The 16,475-nt window shown below is 62.0% G+C and carries 14 protein-coding genes and 2 pseudogenes; 10 read left to right on the top strand and 6 right to left on the bottom strand.

Annotated features, from left to right (window positions below):
• Positions 1–91: 91 nt before the first annotated feature.
• The 4 genes and pseudogenes from PKKP23_RS19630 to PKKP23_RS19615 all read left to right on the top strand — a co-directional run.
• Positions 92–2,383, top strand: coding sequence for a nitric-oxide reductase large subunit (locus PKKP23_RS19630; protein ID WP_042302097.1), 2,292 nt, complete (start codon positions 92–94; stop codon positions 2,381–2,383).
• 66 nt (positions 2,384–2,449) lie between these two features.
• Complete coding sequence (locus PKKP23_RS19625) at positions 2,450–2,761, top strand: metal-sulfur cluster assembly factor (protein WP_017772193.1); 312 nt, start codon at positions 2,450–2,452, stop codon at positions 2,759–2,761.
• Positions 2,762–2,765: 4 nt separating this feature from the next.
• Complete coding sequence (locus PKKP23_RS19620) at positions 2,766–3,971, top strand: hypothetical protein (protein ID WP_240659068.1); 1,206 nt, start codon at positions 2,766–2,768, stop codon at positions 3,969–3,971.
• Positions 3,972–4,013: 42 nt separating this feature from the next.
• A pseudogene (locus PKKP23_RS19615) lies at positions 4,014–4,253 on the top strand (DUF2249 domain-containing protein); the annotation flags it as partial.
• A gap of 287 nt (positions 4,254–4,540) precedes the next feature.
• Here the strand turns inward: PKKP23_RS19615 and PKKP23_RS19610 are convergent.
• A complete protein-coding gene (locus PKKP23_RS19610) occupies positions 4,541–4,948 on the bottom strand; it encodes a putative zinc-binding protein (RefSeq protein ID WP_126878108.1) in 408 nt (135 codons plus the stop codon).
• A 251-nt stretch (positions 4,949–5,199) separates the two neighbouring features.
• Between PKKP23_RS19610 and PKKP23_RS19605 the strand changes: the two genes are divergently transcribed.
• From PKKP23_RS19605 to PKKP23_RS19595, 3 genes are all read left to right on the top strand, one after another.
• Complete coding sequence (locus PKKP23_RS19605; protein ID WP_026120924.1) at positions 5,200–5,670, top strand: Rrf2 family transcriptional regulator; 471 nt, start codon at positions 5,200–5,202, stop codon at positions 5,668–5,670.
• 69 nt (positions 5,671–5,739) lie between these two features.
• Complete coding sequence (locus PKKP23_RS19600) at positions 5,740–6,156, top strand: PAS domain S-box protein (RefSeq protein ID WP_126878107.1); 417 nt, start codon at positions 5,740–5,742, stop codon at positions 6,154–6,156.
• A 64-nt stretch (positions 6,157–6,220) separates the two neighbouring features.
• Positions 6,221–7,423: an NnrS family protein gene (locus PKKP23_RS19595; RefSeq protein WP_420873240.1), complete on the top strand. Its 1,203-nt coding sequence runs from the start codon at positions 6,221–6,223 to the stop codon at positions 7,421–7,423.
• Positions 7,424–7,493: 70 nt separating this feature from the next.
• Here the strand turns inward: PKKP23_RS19595 and PKKP23_RS19590 are convergent, their stop codons facing one another.
• Together PKKP23_RS19590 and PKKP23_RS19585 are read right to left on the bottom strand one after the other, a co-directional pair.
• Positions 7,494–9,269 carry a methyl-accepting chemotaxis protein gene (locus tag PKKP23_RS19590; protein WP_126878106.1) on the bottom strand — a complete coding sequence of 592 codons (1,776 nt, stop codon included), beginning with the start codon at positions 9,267–9,269 and terminating at the stop codon, positions 7,494–7,496.
• 608 nt (positions 9,270–9,877) lie between these two features.
• Complete coding sequence (locus tag PKKP23_RS19585) at positions 9,878–10,351, bottom strand: hypothetical protein (RefSeq protein WP_126878105.1); 474 nt, start codon at positions 10,349–10,351, stop codon at positions 9,878–9,880.
• 814 nt (positions 10,352–11,165) lie between these two features.
• Between PKKP23_RS19585 and PKKP23_RS19580 the strand changes: the two genes are divergently transcribed.
• Both PKKP23_RS19580 and PKKP23_RS34580 read left to right on the top strand, forming a co-directional pair.
• The gene (locus PKKP23_RS19580) at positions 11,166–11,897 is read left to right on the top strand and encodes a DsbA family protein (RefSeq protein WP_126878104.1); all 732 of its coding nucleotides are present in this window, start codon (positions 11,166–11,168) and stop codon (positions 11,895–11,897) included.
• A 222-nt stretch (positions 11,898–12,119) separates the two neighbouring features.
• Positions 12,120–12,266, top strand: a pseudogene (locus tag PKKP23_RS34580) (sugar ABC transporter ATP-binding protein); the annotation flags it as partial.
• Positions 12,267–12,690: 424 nt separating this feature from the next.
• Here the strand turns inward: PKKP23_RS34580 and PKKP23_RS19575 are convergent.
• Positions 12,691–13,680 carry a sulfotransferase family 2 domain-containing protein gene (locus PKKP23_RS19575; RefSeq protein ID WP_126878103.1) on the bottom strand — a complete coding sequence of 330 codons (990 nt, stop codon included), beginning with the start codon at positions 13,678–13,680 and terminating at the stop codon, positions 12,691–12,693.
• Positions 13,681–13,699: 19 nt separating this feature from the next.
• On the opposite strand from PKKP23_RS19575, the gene PKKP23_RS19570 reads away from it, so the two are divergent.
• Positions 13,700–13,972: a hypothetical protein gene (locus PKKP23_RS19570; protein ID WP_126878102.1), complete on the top strand. Its 273-nt coding sequence runs from the start codon at positions 13,700–13,702 to the stop codon at positions 13,970–13,972.
• A 144-nt stretch (positions 13,973–14,116) separates the two neighbouring features.
• On the opposite strand, the gene PKKP23_RS19565 is transcribed toward PKKP23_RS19570, so the two are convergent.
• Together PKKP23_RS19565 and PKKP23_RS19560 are read right to left on the bottom strand one after the other, a co-directional pair.
• Complete coding sequence (locus PKKP23_RS19565) at positions 14,117–15,157, bottom strand: acyltransferase family protein (protein ID WP_240659067.1); 1,041 nt, start codon at positions 15,155–15,157, stop codon at positions 14,117–14,119.
• Between the two features lie 557 nt (positions 15,158–15,714).
• On the bottom strand, positions 15,715–16,122 hold the full coding sequence (locus PKKP23_RS19560) for a hypothetical protein (protein WP_126878100.1): 408 nt from the start codon (positions 16,120–16,122) through the stop codon (positions 15,715–15,717).
• Positions 16,123–16,475: the final 353 nt, after the last annotated feature.

Raw genomic sequence — 16,475 nt, 5'->3', positions numbered from 1 at the left:
CGATAACATTTACGAGAAATGAATGTTTAACGCCTGCGAGCCCAACGCGATCGCAGACACATTTGCGGCATCCGCTGGGAAGGAGAAGAAAGTGCAATCTACGCGTCGTTTATGGACATGGCTCGGGCTCGTCTGCCTGCTGTCATTTGGGGCCCTGCTGTGGTTGGGCAGGGAAATCTATCTGTCGGCACCGCCGATTCCGAACGAAGTGGTGACCGAAAGCGGCCAGCCGCTCTTCACGGGCGACCAGATCCGCCGCGGCCAGCAGGTATGGCTCGCGGCGGGCGGCCAGCAGGTGGGCACGGTGTGGGGCCACGGCAGCTATGTGGCGCCCGACTGGTCCGCCGACTGGCTGCACCGCGAAGCGCTGCGGCTGCGCGACGTCTGGGCCCAACAGCAGTTCGGCAAAACCTGGCAGGCGCTGCCCGCCGACCAGCAAGGCTTGCTCGACGCACGGCTGCAGCGCGAAATGCGCGCCAACCGGTACGACGCCGCCTCGGGCCGGCTCACGGTATCCGACGCGCGGGCGGTCGCCATTCGCGAGGTCGCCGCGCACTACGAAGGCCTGTTCGGCACGGACGCCTCGCTCGACACGCTGCGCGACCAATACGCGATGACCGCCGGCTCCGTTCCGAATGCCGCGGACCGCACCGCGCTCGCCTCGTTCGTGTTCTGGTCGGCGTGGTCGGCCACCACGAACCGGCCCGGGCAATCGGACATCACGTACACCAACAACTGGCCGCATGAGCCGCTCGTCGGCAATACGCCCACGGTGGCCAACGGCATGTGGTCGATTGCGAGCGTGATCCTGCTGCTGGGCGGCATCGCCGGCATGATCTGGTACCACACGGCGCACAACAGCGACGAAACGCCGGCGCAAACGCCCGCTACGGACCCGCTCTTCAGCGTGGAACCCACGCCTTCCATGCGTGCGACGAAGAAGTACTTCTATGTGGTCATCGCGCTATTGCTCACGCAGGTCGGCATGGGCGCCATCACCGCACACTACGCGGTGGAAGGACACAGCTTCTTCGGCTTGCCGCTTGCAGAAGTGCTGCCCTGGGTGGTGAGCCGCACGATTCACACGCAGCTCGGCGTGCTGTGGATCGCCACGGCCTGGCTCGCTACCGGTCTCTACATTGCGCCGCTGCTCTCGGGGCGCGAGCCGAAGCTGCAAAAGCTCGGCGTCGACGTGCTGTTCTGGGCGCTGATCTTCATCGTGGCCGGGTCCACGGCGCTGGGCTGGATCGGCTCTTTGCAGCATCTCGGCACGAACTTCAGCTTCTGGCTCGGTAATCAAGGGCTCGCCTATACGAGCATGGGCCGCGTGTGGCAACTGCTGCTGTTCGTCGGCCTGCTGTTCTGGCTGTTCCTGCTGGGCCGCGCGCTGCTGCCCGCACTCAAGGACCGCAACACGAGCGGACGCGGCTTGATCGCCATGGTGTTCCTCTCCGCGACCTGCATCGGGCTCTTCTACGCGTCGTCGCTTGCGTGGGGTCAACACACGCACTACTCGATGATCGAGTACTGGAGATGGTGGCTCGTGCACCTCTGGGTGGAAGGCTTCTTTGAAGTGTTCGCCACGGCAGTAATCGCGCTGATTTTCTCGAGGCTCGGGCTGATTCGCATCGAAAGCGCCAATCGCGCCATCGTGCTCGAAACCATCGTGTTCCTCTCGGGCGGCATTCTCGGCACGCTGCACCACCTGTACTTCACCGGCGCCTCGACTGCCGTGATCGCCGTGGGTGCGGTGTTCTCCGCGTGCGAAGTGGTGCCGCTCGCGCTGATTGGCCTGGAAGGCTGGCACACGTATCGCAGAACGGAAGCCGCGCCGTGGGTGCAAACCTACAAGTGGGTGATTCTCTGCTTCGTGGCCGTGGGCGTGTGGAACACGGTGGGCGCGGGCCTGCTCGGCTTCGCGATCAATCCGCCCATCTCGCTCTACTACGTGCAGGGCCTCAACATGACGCCGGCCCACGGCCATGCCGCGCTCTTCGGTGTGTACGGCATGCTCGGCATCGGTCTGATGCTGTTCTGCCTGCGTGGCCTCTCGCCGCGCGCCGCGTGGGACGACACGCTGCTCAAGCCCGCCTTCTGGCTGCTCAACGTGGGTCTCTTCATGATGGTGTTCCTCTCGATTCTGCCCTCGGGTATCTACGAAGCCTGGGCGAGCGTCAGCAAGGGACTCTGGTACGCGCGTTCGCCTGAGATCGTGCACGCGCCCATCATGCAGGCGCTCGTGTGGATGCGTGTGCCGGGCGACGTGCTGTTCGCCGCGGGCGTGCTCTACCTGGGCTGGTTCGCGCTGCGCCTGCTGCGCCGTGTGGAGCCTACGCGACTGCAACCGGTCGCAACGGCGAAGCGGGTTACGCAACGCGTTTGAGTAGCACGGCGCGGGCTGTGCGCGGCCCGCGCCACGCGCTCGCATTGCATCGCATTTAGGATTGCCATGAACACGATCATTGCCGGGATGCGCGAAGCGCTGCGCACCGTGGTAGACCCCGAGGTGGGCGTGAACGTTGTCGACCTCGGGCTCGTCTACGACATCGTTCCTGCGGACGGCCGCATCAGAGTCGACCTCACGATGACGTCGCCCGCCTGCCCGATGGGCGAAATGATGCTCGAAGAGGTCAAGGCCGCCGCCGAGGCAGCCGCGCCCGCCGGCGTACAGGTGGACGTGGAGTTGGTGTGGGAACCCGCATGGGACCCGTCCATGATGAGCGACGCGGCGCGTGACGCGCTGGGCTGGCTCGAGAGTTGACACCATGAACGTCGCGCGTTTGCTCTTTCGCTGTGCCAAGGTACTTGCTGCCGTCGTGATCGCGCTGACGCTCGCGTGCGCACTGCTGGCCGGCCTCGCGCGGCTCGGTGTGAGCGTGCCCGCGCACGCGGCGGCGAATGCGGCCTGGCACGGCGTGCTCATACTGCCCGTGTTCTTCGGCGGACTCGTGAGTCTCGAGCGGGCCGTCGCGCTGCAACGGCGCCTCTATTTCGTGGCGCCTGCTGCGGCGATTCTCGCGGGCGTCATGCTGGTCGCGGGCGCGTCGCCTGTGGTTGCTCAAGTGTTGCTCGTGATGGCTGCCACCGTCGCGCTCGCGGCGAATGTTCGCGTCCTGCAACGCCAGCGCGCGTTTCATCTCTACGTGCTCGCGCTAGCCGGGCTGTGCGGATGGCTCGGCAACGTCGTCTGGTTCGCTACAGGCGACGTGCCGGACGCGGTGCCCGCATGGCTCGCCTTTCTCGTGCTCACCATCGCGGCTGAGCGCCTCGAACTCACGCGCATGCTGCGTCTGCCGCGTTTCGCGCGGCACAGCTTCTGCATGCCGGTGGCGGGACTACTCGCGAGCCTTCCGTGGTCACTGTGGCAGCCCGCGAACGGCATGCGGCTCTTCGCTGCGAGCCTCGTGTTGCTTGCCGCGTGGCTCGCGCGATATGACATTGCGCGCTACACCGTACGTCAACGCGGGCTCACGCGGTTCATCGCGGTGTGTCTTTTGAGCGGCTACGGATGGCTCGCGGTGAGCGGCGCGCTCGGCTTCAGCGGCGCGCTGTTGCCGGGCCACCCGTGGCACGACGCAGCGCTGCACGCGCTCACACTCGGCTTCGTGTTTTCGATGGTGTTTGGCCACGCACCCATCATCTTGCCGGCGCTTACGCGACTGCCGGTGAAGTACCACCCCGTGTTCTATCTGCCCCTCGTCGCGCTTCACGGCGCACTCGCGCTGCGCGTAACGGGCGGGCTCACCGATGTATTCGCACTGCGTCAGGCAGGCGGCGCAGCGAGCGGCGCGGCCATTGCTGCCTTTGCGCTGACCTTGCTGGCGGCGGTGGTGTCGGCGCAGCGCACCCGCGGCCGAGGCGGCCCGGATGGTCCGCATCGCAAGCGCGGTCCGCACGACTCCCACGGTCCGCACGACGGTGAACAACGCGCGTTCGCGCTGCGTCCCTCGCGCCGCGCGAACGCGTCCTGATCTTTCCCGATCCTAACTTTTTCCTTCTCAAAGGAGCTTTTCATGACCGACAGTTCGAGCCTCAACACATTCATCTTCGACGCACGCGGCATTGCGAAGCGTCTGCGGCATGGCGCCATATTCGGCGCCATCGAATCGCTCGCGGATGGCGAGCGCATGCGCTTCGTCAACGACCACGATCCGCTCCCGCTGCTGTACCAGATCGAGCAACGCTACGGCGGACAGGTGCGCATCGAGTACGTGGAGCGCCGGCCGCAGCAGATCGTGATCGACTTCGTGGTCGCGCTGGATGCCGCACAGGCCGCAAACGATGCGGGCGAAACGGCGGGTTGTGCCGGCGGAGCCGGAGGCGGCGGCTGCGGGTGCAGCAGCTGAGATTTGTGGCGCGGCTGAGCGCGGCGATCGTCGCGAATACATGCGAAGCGGCGAACGCCGCTGGCTCAGTCGCATCGCGGCACTAAAGCGCAGTTGAAGGCCGCTGCCAGGCGACGCAGATGAAGCGCAAAGCGGCTGAGAGGCCTCGTTAAAGACCCCTCAGCCGCTTACGTTTTTCGGAGGGCGCTGATCAATCAGGCGACGTCGTGCTCCTGCACAACCGACGCATCTACCGCAAGCTCGAGCGCCACGTCCTCCGCTGCGGCGAGTACACGTTCGGCGTCGGCGGGATCGAAGTCCATGTGGAAGCGCTTTCTCACGCCCTGCTGATCAAGCTGGAGATGCTTCGCCGGCGTGATGCCATGACGGGCCAGCGCGCTCTTCACGCAAACGAGGGGGCAACCGTCGATTGCGAGAATGGGCCGTCCCGAATGGGCAACTTTCAGCAGCGAGGGAACATCCCCGCCTACGCCCGCGATACACGACATCTCGGCCTTGCCGCGGCGGTCCAGCTGCAGCGCCACATGGTTGGCCAGTTGCGCGGCGCTCGAACAGCCCGAGCACGAGTACACAAGCGGTAACGCTTTTCTTTCGTTGCCCATCTGGTTACTTCTCCCTGTTACGTTGAGACGCTGCCTCCTGCTCCATATGATTTCTCACCGTTAGAACATTTAGCGTTGCGCGGCACGCGGGCTGCACTTGGGTGATTGTCTCGCTACAGGGTTGCAACGGCTTGATATCGATCAGTATGGTGGCGCGTTTCTCTGCGAGAGTTCGTTATGGCGACTTACCACGCAGACTGGCGCGACGGCGGCTTAAAAGATATAGTATTCGCATATCTTAAAGGTGTTCCATGAGACTTACGGACTTTACGGACTACAGCTTGCGCGTGCTGATCTACGTGGCGGTACGCGACGACGAGCTGGTGACGATCCAGGAAATTTCGGACACGCTCGGCATTGCGCGCGGCCATCTCGTCAAGATCGTTCACGCGCTGGGGCGCGCCGGCTACCTGAACACGATTCGGGGCCGCACCGGCGGGCTGCGCCTTGGCCGGCCCGCGAATCGCGTCACGGTGGGCGACGTGGTGCGCACCACGGAGCCCGATTTCCGCATGGTCGAATGCTTCGACACCGAGGGCAACAAGTGCGTGATTACCGCGGCATGCGGCCTGCGTGGCGTCCTCGGGCGTGCGTTGCGCGCCTATATGGAAGAGCTGGACAAGTACACGCTTGCCGACATCGCCGCGGAACGCAGCACGCTCGCGCGGCTGCTGGGAAGCGCGGCAACGGTTCAGCCACTTGTCAGGATGGCGAAGCAGTAGCCGCTTCTTCGCGAAGCAACGTAAGCCATGACAGAGGCAACGGCGCGAAACCGATCCGGGAGCAGCACGATGGAAGAGGCAACTGCATTGAGCGAGCGAATCATCGACGACATGGCCGACGCCATGATCTACGCGAACCGGTCGGGTGCGATAGCGCGCTGGAACCGCGCCGCCGAGGCGCTGTTCGGCTTTACCGCTGCCGAGGCGCTGGGCAGCCGGCTCGACCTGATCATTCCCGAGCATTTGCGCGCTGCCCACTGGCGCGGCTTCGACGCAGCCATGGCAAGCGGCACGACGCGTCTGCATGGCCGCGCCACGGTCACGCGTGCCGTGGACAAGTCGGGACGCAAGCTTTACGTCGAAATGAGTTTTGCACTGGTGCACGACCGGCAAGGAGCGGTCTGCGGAACAGTGGCGGTCGCGCGCGACGTCACCGCGCGCGTGGAACAGGAACGGATGATGGCGCGTCACGGCGGTGCCGTGTAGTCGTCGCGTGGGTGGGTGCACCTGGGGTGGAGCAGGATCGCGCCCGCGAATCAGGAGAAGCAACATGATGAAAATCAGCGAGCCCTTTTCGGGTCACCCGCATCGGCCTGGAACAGCACTGCCTGTTCTGCGCCTCGGCTTTCGGCCGTTTTATCTGGGCGGTGCCGTGTTCGGCGCGGTCGCAATCGCACTGTGGCTGCTCGGGCTACACGGCACCGCGGTGGCGGGCCGTTCGTCGGCGATCAGCGGCGTGATCTGGCATGCGCACGAGATGATTTTCGGGTTCGTCGCGGCAATCGTCGTGGGCTTTCTGCTCACGGCCGTGCGCGCATGGACGCAGCTCGATACGCCGCGCGGCGCTTCCCTTGCCGCGCTCTGGCTGCTGTGGGCAGCGGGGCGCGTGTTGGTGTGGTCGGGACCGGAACCCGTGGCCGCGGTGGTCGATTCCCTCTTTCTTCCGGTGGTGGCCGTGGTGCTGCTGCGCGTGCTCAAGGCGGCCGGCAATCGACGCAACATGTTCCTCGCCGTGGCGCTCGCGCTGCTCGGCACACTGAATGCGCTCTTTCACTGGTGGGCGTGGGACGGTCGCGCCGACCTCGCCTTGCGCGCCGCCTATGCGGCCACCGGGCTCGCCGTGATGTTCGTGGCCGTGATAGCGGGCCGCGTGGTGCCGATGTTCACGACAAACGCCATCCCCGGTTTCACGGTGCGCCGCTTCAAGCCCGTCGAAACGCTTGCTGCGCCCCTCGTGGTCGTGACGCTCGCTGCGGACGCAGCCGGTGCGCCGGCATGGCTCGTGGGCGCGTGCGCCGCGGCAGCGGCCGTGGTCCACGCCGTACGGATGTACGGCTGGCGCTCGTGGCGCGTGGGTGCGCGGCCCATTCTCTGGATCCTGCACGTTGCTTACTTCTGGCTGCCCATCGGCTTTGCGATGCTTGCGCTTGCCGCGTTCGACGTGCTGCCCCATTCGCTCGCCATCCACGCGTTGACAGTGGGCGCGATGGGCTGCGCGATCATCGCCATGATTACGCGTACGGCGTTGGGTCACACGGGGCGCAGGCTCGTCGCGGGACCGTACGAGATCACGGCTTACTGGCTCATGATCGCCGCTGCCGTGGTGCGCGTATTTGGCCCGCTGCTTGTGCCCGCGATGACGGGCGCCTGGATCGATGGGGCCGCTGGATGCTGGTGTGCGGCGCTGGTGGTCTACCTGCTCAGGTACGCGGGTTATCTGACGTCGGCGCGCGCCGATGGTAAGGATGGCTGAGAAAGCGACGGAAGCGCACTGAGGTCGCGCGTTGTTGCGCCCCTTCAGCGCGCTTCTGCGAAGTCCGGAATCAGAACGTCTCCCAGTCCTGATTCGATTGCGTCGATGCCACTGTTGCCGCCACGGCAACGGGCACGGGTGCGGGTGCGGCTGCCGCACTGGCAGCAACAACCGGTCGCTTCTCGACGGGCCTGCTCGCCCGTGCGACTGCTGCTGACTTGTGCGCCGTGGTCTTCGGCGCGGAAGCCTGAACGCGCGGCTTGCTATATGCCGCGACCGCAGACGTGGAAGCCGCGCCCGAATTGGCGAGCTTGAAAACGGCAACCGTGCCGGTCAGATTGACTGACTGCTCTTCGAGCGAATGCGCGGCCGCTGCGGCCTCTTCCACGAGCGCCGCGTTCTGCTGGGTTACTTCGTCCATTTGCATGACCGCTTGATTGACCTGTTCGATGCCGCGGCTCTGTTCTTCAGAGGCCGCCGCGATTTCGCCGACGATATCGGACACCTGTTTGATGGCCTGTTTGACGTCGGCCATCGTGGTGCCCACGTCGCCTGCCTGCTTCGCGCCGTCGTGGATCATCGAGACCGAGGTCCCGATCAGCTCCTTGATTTCCTTCGCCGCCGAAGCAGAGCGCTGCGCCAGGCTGCGGACTTCGCTCGCCACCACGGCGAAGCCGCGGCCTTGCTCGCCCGCGCGTGCGGCTTCCACTGCCGCGTTGAGCGCAAGAATGTTGGTCTGGAACGCGATGCCTTCGATCACGCCCGTGATGTCGGAAATCTTCGTCGAGCTGCTGCTGATGCGTTCGATCGTGCCCACCATCGATTGCACCGCGTCGTTGCCTGCGTCGGCCATATCGGTGGCGCGCGTGGCGAGTCCGTTGGCTTGCCTCGCGTTGTCGGCGTTCTGCTTCACGGTTTCGGTGAGCTCCGTCATGCTGGACGCCGTTTCTTCGAGCGATGCGGCCTGCTCTTCGGTGCGCGCGGAAAGATCCGTATTGCCTGCGGAGATCTGGCGTGCCGCGACTGTCACGGACTCCGCGCTCGACTTGATGCCACGCACGGTCTCGCTCAACTGCTGGTCCATCGTCTTCAGCGCTTCGAGCAACTGGCCGAATTCGTCGCGCGAATGCACGGTGATGCGGTTCTCGAGCTGGCCGCCGGCGATGCGGTTCGCCACGCCCACGGCTTCGCCCAGCGGCTTCGTGATGGCGCGCGAGAGGTAGAGCATTGCGCCCGTTGCGCCCACAATTCCAAAGCCAATCAGTGCGACGGATATCCAACGGATGGTGCCGAAGGTTGATTCGCTGTCCGTAACGGCTTCCTTGGTCTCGTGCTCGTTTTCGACGAAGTCCTCGTCGATCGATTTGGCGAGCGCCGCGTTCAACTGCCCATTCCGGGTGATGAGTTCCGCGACCGCGTCGTAGTTGCCGGCCTCGAGCCCGGAGACCTGTTCGGCGGTACTGGCCTTGAACTGCGAGAGCGCGTTGTTCAAGTGGTCCGCAATTTCATGTTCCTTCGCGCTGGTGACGCGAGCCGGGTAGTAGTCGTGCCAGCTCTTGTCGATTTGCTCCAGATCCGCACGCATGAGATCGATGGCCGACTTCGTCGCCGTGGCGTCGCGAAAGGACACGGCGCGACGGACCTGCAGACGGACGTCGAGTTGCGCTGCGCGCACATCCGAGAGATCGATGATCGGGATGAGATTGCCCGTGTACGTATCGTTGACGTTCGCGTTCAGCCGCGAGAGGCCGATTTGTCCGAACACGCCAACCGCGATGATGAGCCCGATGCAGACGGTGAAGGCGAGAACGATCTTGAACTTGATGCTGTGCGCGAGAGTGTGCATGTTGCGTCCGTGCTGAGCCGGGTTGTTATGTTGGGCGCTGCCGCGCGCCATTCTTGTGGCTGATATTTTGTGGCTGATAGCCAGCATGTTTTACGGCCGTTTTCACAAGGACTTGAGCGCGGTGGACGTCCTGCATTCCTGAACGTTTTTGCCGGGTAAGGACGTGGTGCGCAGCGTATGCGGACAAATTACACATTCACTTCATCAGTATGCACATAGCCTTTCACTGCAAGTGCTGCGGCGTGTGTTGCCGTCGGCGTCGGCGGCCGGTCCGCGACGTGCTCAGCGCGGGCGAGCAAAGCAAGGCGGCGTATGAATTACCGCTTGCGACGAATCCTTGCAATGTGTAGGCTATGCCGCGCTATAAAACAACTACAAATAAAGGCTCGGTATGCGACGGCGTTCGGGGTTGCTACAAGCGGATCTACGTCCTCTTCTTGATCGAGGAGGCCCGGCAGGGCAGCCGGATAACACTCAAGAATGCGGGTTGGCCATATGAGATGGGCGACCCGCATTGCACGCGGGCTACTCGCCTGCGGTTTCGTCTCGCTTGCAGCGGGCTGTGGCGGAAACGGAAGCTCGAGCACCACGACTTCGCAGGGAAGCGGCTACTCGATTGGCGGCTCTGTGACAGGCTTGTCCGGATCGTTGGTGATGCAAAACAACGGCGGTGACAACCTCACCGTCAATGCCAACGGCGTGTTCACCTTCGCAACCCGTGAGCCAAACGGCGCAGCGTACAAGGTGTCGGTGTTGACGGCGCCGGCCAGGCAGACGTGTACCGTGGCCAACGGCGCAGGTTCCGTATCCGGGTCCAATGTCACCAGCGTATCCGTCGTCTGTTCTGCCAACGCGTATAAGGTGAGCGGCGCTATCACCGGCTTGAACGGCACTGTCGTGTTGCAGAACAACGGCACCGACAACCTTGCAAGGTCTGCGAACGGCGCATTCGTATTCGCGTCGCCCGTTGCACAGGGCGGCAGTTTTTCGGTCAGCGTGCAGGCCAATCCGGCGGGACAAAGCTGTAGCGTGGCGAATGGCTCGGGCGTGATGGGAACGGCCGATATCACCAGCGTTGCCATCACGTGCACCACGAACGCCTACACGGTAGGCGGCAATTTGACGGGCCTCTCCAGCGGCACCGTGGTATTGCAGAACAACGGCGGCGACAGTCTTTCTGTGGGCGCAAACGGCGGGTTCACCTTCCCCTCCGCTGTTGCCTACGGCAATCCGTATAACGTCACGGTGTCCAGCGAGCCCGCTAACCTCAGTTGCCCCGTGAGCCATTCCTCGGGCACCGTGAGCACCAATGTGACGGACGTGTCCGTGAGTTGCTCGTGCGCCTCGGGCTACAACCTGTGCTCGGGTGCATGCGTCAACACTTCCAGCGACGCGTCGAATTGCGGTGGGTGCGGTGTTGTCTGCGCGGCTAACCAGGCGTGCAGTTCAGGGTCGTGCGTGGCGGCGCCGTGTTCCACCAACGCCAATTGCACGGGCGGCGATGTCTGCCTGGGAGGCACCTGCCAGGCGCCCACCTGCAGCGACGGCGTGAAGGACGGCAATGAAACAGCTACGGATTGCGGAGGAGGCACCTGCTCGACGTGTTCCGCGGGCAGCAGCTGTCTTGTACCGAGCGACTGTCAATCAGGCGTGTGCACTTCGGGAACGTGCCAGGCGGCCACCTGCACGGACGGCGTAAAAAACGGCTCAGAAACCGGCGTGGACTGCGGCGGCGGCGCATGTGGCGCCTGTAGCGCGGGTAACGCTTGTCTGGTATCGACCGACTGCCTGTCAGGCGTCTGTTCAGGCGGCATCTGTCATTAGCCGGCTCGCTCTCAATGCGCAGATGGGCGCTGCCGCCCGTCTGCGATTCAATCGTTATAAGCAGGGAATTGCATGAAGTTCTGGACCACCACGTTGTTGTGCCTGTGCGGCGCTCTGCTTTGCGCCAAAGCATTTGCAGACGAACCCATGACGAAGCAGCAAGGCGAAGCCATTCTCAGCGAGCTGCGCGAGATCCGGCAATTACTGGCAAAGCAGGCCGCCCCCACGGCGGCGGCGAGGCGAGCACCGCGCACGTTGGCGGTGAAAGCTACGGCCGCGCACGTGCTCGGCAAGCCCGATGCACCCGTGACGCTGGTGGCGTTCACGGATTTCCAGTGCCCGTATTGCGCGCGAATCGAATCCACTACCTTTCCCGAACTCAAACGAAAATACATCGATACCGGCAAGCTGCGTTATATCTTGCGCGACGTGCCGCTCGATTTTCACCCTCTGGCCATCAACGCTGCTCAGTCGGTGCGCTGTGCCGGCGATCAGCACAAGTTCTGGGAAATGAAGGAGCTGGTCTTCAAGAATCAGAACAAGATCGACACCGATTCGCTCGCATCGTATGCGCACAGTCTCGGTCTGAACGATGAGCAGTATCGCGAGTGCATGGCCGACAACAAGTATCTGGCCGACATCACCGCAGACAGCAAATACGCCCAATCGCTGGGTATTTCCGGCACGCCCTCTTTCGTGGTGGGTGCTCAAAAGAACGGAAGCGTGCAAGGCGTTCTGATCGTGGGCGCACAACCGTCGGGCGTATTTGAAGACGCAATCGAGAAGGTCTTGGCGAAGCGGTGAAGCCGCGCGAAGCCACAGAAATCCAGCTCTGGCGACGCGGGTCGAGAACCCGGTCGCGCCCCCCTCATCACCGGGTCATGCCGCACATACACGGGTAACGCGGCCTTCACGTTGAGCCCGATAGCGGCGTAGCGTCTGCCCTCCAAAGGCGCGTGGCAACGGGCATTCGCCTCTGCTCACGCGCGGAGCTTGCGCTGGCCGCTCAGCCGGGCCATCGCGTGATCGTCCCTCTACGTGACGCACGACCAGACCGAAGCAATGGGAATGGCCAACCGCATCGTGCTGATGCAAGGCGGACGCATCGAACAGGTCGGCACACCGGAGACTATCTATCGGGAGCCCGCCAACACCTTCGTCGCCGGGTTCGTCGATGAGCGGCGTGGCCGCAACGCCGGAGGACGTGAACAACCTCGACCACAGCTCACGTGTGAATAACGCGATCAAGTACAGGTCGCCGACCTTTAGCGGTTGGACTGGCGAGGCGCTTTACGCGCTCGGCGTGGCGGGGAGCTTCACGCAGCAGGGCTCGCTCGGCTTGGGCATCCGCAACGTACCACCAAGGCAACCTGGCTGCGTTCTACGATCTCCCGAAGCGCACGGAACTGTATGCGCTCGTGGGTTATCAGCGTGCAAGCGGCACGACGCTCGATGCCTACGGGAACGTGATTGCCGCCACCGCCTCGGTCGGCGATGCGGGGAATGGCCTGTCATCGCCGTCAGAGGCCATCGCGCGGCCAGACGCTTGTGCGCCCTGGAATGAGCCACTCGTTCTGATCGGACGCCCGGTTGCCGCTTAGCGTGGGGTCACCTGCGCCGGCTGGCGACCTGTGTATTCAAGGCTACTGCCGAACTGACGGTCGAGTTCACCGGCATTTGTTCTGGCCGCTTCGTACAGATTGCGGTCGATCCAGTAGTACTCCTCGATCGCGTCGCGCAGTTCCTGGTTCATGGCGTCGCGCGAGCCGTCGCGAGTCCCTCGCGCGTTGCGCGACTCGATGTGCAAACGCTTACCGCTCCGAGCCGCGACGATCTTCTCCAGGATGTCGAGTCGTTCAATTGGCACGATATGATCGATTCGCAAGCCCTTGATATATTCGTATTGCGGCGCCCAGTGCGGATCGTGCTCAATATGCCGGTTTAACGCCAGAAACTTTATTAGTCTTCGCAGCCAGAATTCGCACGGATTGCTTATCGTGTGCGTATCGGGCGCGTGCTCGAAGGCGTTCACCACCTGCGCCGCGTGCTGCTGAGCAAGCGGATTTTTCGCCTCCTGAACGAAGAAGTGATTACATGCGCTGACGATTCGATCCAATGGATCGCGGAATACCGTCACGCGGAGGTATTCGGGATCTCTGAGAATTTTGTCGATTTGATCTGGCGATAAATCCTTGAGCAGCAGTCCCGTGTCATGACTGGCCAGTACCGCGTGGACCTTGTCATCATCGGTTCCAAATCGGGCGCATAACTCGTCGTGGATGGGAAAGGCTCGCCAGTCAATGCCTCTAAGTTTCAGCAGTGCCGACAAGATAGAAGTGTGCGCATTCTTGGCGATCGGCACGAATATCAGCTTCGCCTCTTCCAGGATGCAGATTTTCCAGGCCACCGGCGTGCCCGGAAACCGGACAAGCCGGTCGTTCCGCCTGAACTCGTCGGAACCAATGATGGCACGCTCGACATCGATCGGCACATCGTACTGCTGGAAGTGCTCCAGCCCCGGTATATCTGGCTGCCGACCCAAATACCTTTCGTAGAAGCTTCCAATACGTTCCTTATCCACAGGCATGGCGAAATGAAATCAAAAATTGGATGGCATGAAAGCTTATATGAAAATAAAAATGTCCGCAGAGACGCCTTCTGAACAAGCAGCCAAACTCTTTGATGATGTGGAATTTCCGGAAATTACTATTAATTACATTCGCCCGGTGGGACTCCCGCTTCCAAAACCGCAGTTCGCGGAAAGCGGAGAACCTTTTCTGGCAAGACTTGCGGTCGGCCTGCAAACCCGCTTGCAGCGTATCAACCTCGTTGCGCACAAACCCATGCGCCGCAGTGTTGGTCGCGACGTAACCAGATAGGAGTGGTCCACAAGCCCCCGCAAAAGGGCGACAACATATCCGGCAAAAGGCTGCGGAAAGAAATGCCCGTCCAAACCCGAACATTCCACAAGAAGAAAGACCTCGCCGCGTGAGTATGGGCGAAGTCATGCGAGAGAAACTCCGTCAGGTAGCGATCGTTCCCTCCACCTTGTTCGCATCAGCGGGTCGCGCCAACCAACGCCCCGCCACTCGCGTCAATGGACGTTCCAACAGGCGGTAGCAGGCGAACGCCGCGACAATCGAGCAGGCGACCACAAGTAGACAAACCAGGTCGCCCGGGAGCCGGTGCTGCCTGTCCGCCATCTGGATCACCTTCAGGGCAAACGGCAGCGACAGCACGTGGGTCAGATAGAGCGAATAAGAGGCATCGCCGAGTTTGCCGAGAAAACTGCTCCAACGGATGCGTGCCTCCAGTGCCAATGCAGCGAACACAATCCCGAATGCAGGCACGCCAAACACGATAAACCGGTTATCGTCAGTGAGCGTGGGCGCGTACAGCTTCCTAAGCACCAGAACGCCCAGCAACACGACGAATGCCGCGCCAGGCAGAATTGGCTTTCCGCGCGCACAGTAGGTGCCAATGCAGCAGCCCGCGACAAACTCAAGCACGATGGGGTCTGTGTACACGAGAAACGGAACGCCAGAACCGTGCGCCAGCCGAAGGAGCGAAGTGATGCCGAGAAACGTCGCAACCACGATCAACGGGCGACTGGTGATACACATGGCAGCGGCAAACACGACGTAAAACCACGCTTCGTAGTTGAGCGTCCATCCCACGTTTATGACCGGCGCGATAACTCCGGACCAATTGATCGACGGCAGGAACAGGAACGACGTGACGACATGCCAGACATTGAGCCGGGGATGACCGAAGGCGGACGGCACGATGGCGAGAAGCGCGAGGAACAGCAAGGTGAGGGCCCAATACAGTGGCACAATGCGCGTGATCCGGGCCGCAAGAAATTTGCGTGCTGCCTGAAAGCCTGGCGGTTCCTCGTAGCTGACCAGAGCAATGACGAACCCCGAGATCACGAAGAACATATCAACGCCAAGTTCGCCGTATCGGGAAAAATGCGGGAATACGCGGGGCGCCCATCCGTACGCACCGACGTTCCCTTCCGTGTGAAACGCCACAACCCCGAGTGCCGCAAGTGCGCGGAGCACTTGAATTGACTTATACCGTTTTATTGTCGTTATTCTTTCCGCGCGAAATATTTGGAAAGGATGAATCTTACCTGAACGAGCAGTCCAGACGACGAATCTCGGCTCGTCAGTAGCGGCCCCATTTCCAGATTTCTGCCATCCCTGTTCCAGACATTAAATAATGTCTGTTGAGTCTGGATTATTCTTAATTCCGCCGCTATTCCGCCACGTGACGCAGAAAGTGGAATTTCTGACGGCGCCGGAAATGAAAAAGGCCCCTCGGCATTTGCCTTAGGGGCCTTGATTTCGACAGGTCAGGTTTCATCTGTGCTTTTACGCTACTGATGTCACGCTTTTTACCCCACCCGTGTCGCTCAACGCTACCCGAAGGTCAGATTCAGTGGTTTTGTGTGTGCGTCCCTGGGGCTGGTAACGCCAATTCCCAAGCGGTCAAAGCCCGAATTACCCTACAGATGTCGCATGCCGGTTTGCTGCACCCCACAGTTGACGCATCTAAACATTTGATTATATTGAGATTTAATGCGACAGCAAGTTCAAACAACGCTTATCGCTTCCAGTTAGTCGTCACGCCGCAAGGCAGATGCTACTGTCGCAACATCGTGAGCCGCTGGCACGTTGCTTCGAACGGTATCCGCGCTTGAGCCTGCAAGCAGCAGCCATTCAACAGCGTCAGCCGGATAGTCCTGCGGCCACTTCGCTGCCAACTCTTCTACTACAGCACTCGTCACCGCCTGAACCGCGTCGACCGCCTCATCACCCTCGCGCGGCGCCGAGCGCATTGCCTGCAGGAGACCCTCCACGCACTGCAGCCGGTCGAGCGCTCGCCGCAGCCGTTCGCTCATGGCGCCAGTCAGCCCAAGTTCTCGGCTTACAACCTCAACATCGACCGCGACGCCGGCCACCAAAAGGCTTAGAAGTTCTCGCATCCATCCCGGTGCGAGTGAAGCGGTTGAAGGCTGTTTCATCTCCTATATAGAGAGGCCTTCTTATACGTCGCGAAAACCATGATGGCATAAATCGACGATACTGTATATATATACAGTATCGCGGTCATTTCTGCGTGAGCCCTTCAAGCAATACAACTGTCCGCTTTGCATTATCCAGCGCGCCTTCAAGGCTCGCTTCAGTATGTGGGTGCTCACTCACATAATCGGCAAGACGCGCGAGACAGAAGTTTATGAGGTGCGTGGGTGTTGATTTGCACGGAAGCCTGACCCACGATTTGCATTGAATTCTGACCCACCCGTTGGACCAGCTTTGCGGGTTATTCGGTGGGTATCTGGGTCTTCTTTCGCTCCTTCTTTGGCTGTGTCGTGCT

The sequence above is a fragment of the Paraburkholderia kururiensis JCM 10599 = LMG 19447 genome, from assembly GCF_003986935.1.
Taxonomy (GTDB): domain Bacteria; phylum Pseudomonadota; class Gammaproteobacteria; order Burkholderiales; family Burkholderiaceae; genus Paraburkholderia; species Paraburkholderia kururiensis.
The sequence above is the reverse complement of the archived record's forward strand: the minus strand, read 5'-3'. Positions and strand labels throughout refer to the sequence as shown.

Excerpts from the sequence above, each read along its gene's own strand:
- PKKP23_RS19625 (WP_017772193.1), top strand. The coding sequence starts at position 2,450 with ATGAACACGATCATTGCCGGGATGCGCGAAGCGCTGCGCACCGTGGTA.
- PKKP23_RS19620 (WP_240659068.1), top strand. The coding sequence starts at position 2,766 with ATGAACGTCGCGCGTTTGCTCTTTCGCTGTGCCAAGGTACTTGCTGCC.
- PKKP23_RS19610 (WP_126878108.1), bottom strand. The coding sequence starts at position 4,948 with ATGGGCAACGAAAGAAAAGCGTTACCGCTTGTGTACTCGTGCTCGGGC.
- PKKP23_RS19605 (WP_026120924.1), top strand. The coding sequence starts at position 5,200 with ATGAGACTTACGGACTTTACGGACTACAGCTTGCGCGTGCTGATCTAC.
- PKKP23_RS19600 (WP_126878107.1), top strand. The coding sequence starts at position 5,740 with ATGGAAGAGGCAACTGCATTGAGCGAGCGAATCATCGACGACATGGCC.
- PKKP23_RS19595 (WP_420873240.1), top strand. The coding sequence starts at position 6,221 with ATGATGAAAATCAGCGAGCCCTTTTCGGGTCACCCGCATCGGCCTGGA.
- PKKP23_RS19590 (WP_126878106.1), bottom strand. The coding sequence starts at position 9,269 with ATGCACACTCTCGCGCACAGCATCAAGTTCAAGATCGTTCTCGCCTTC.
- PKKP23_RS19585 (WP_126878105.1), bottom strand. The coding sequence starts at position 10,351 with ATGGCAACGCTGGTGATATCGGCCGTTCCCATCACGCCCGAGCCATTC.
- PKKP23_RS19580 (WP_126878104.1), top strand. The coding sequence starts at position 11,166 with ATGAAGTTCTGGACCACCACGTTGTTGTGCCTGTGCGGCGCTCTGCTT.
- PKKP23_RS19575 (WP_126878103.1), bottom strand. The coding sequence starts at position 13,680 with ATGCCTGTGGATAAGGAACGTATTGGAAGCTTCTACGAAAGGTATTTG.
- PKKP23_RS19560 (WP_126878100.1), bottom strand. The coding sequence starts at position 16,122 with ATGAAACAGCCTTCAACCGCTTCACTCGCACCGGGATGGATGCGAGAA.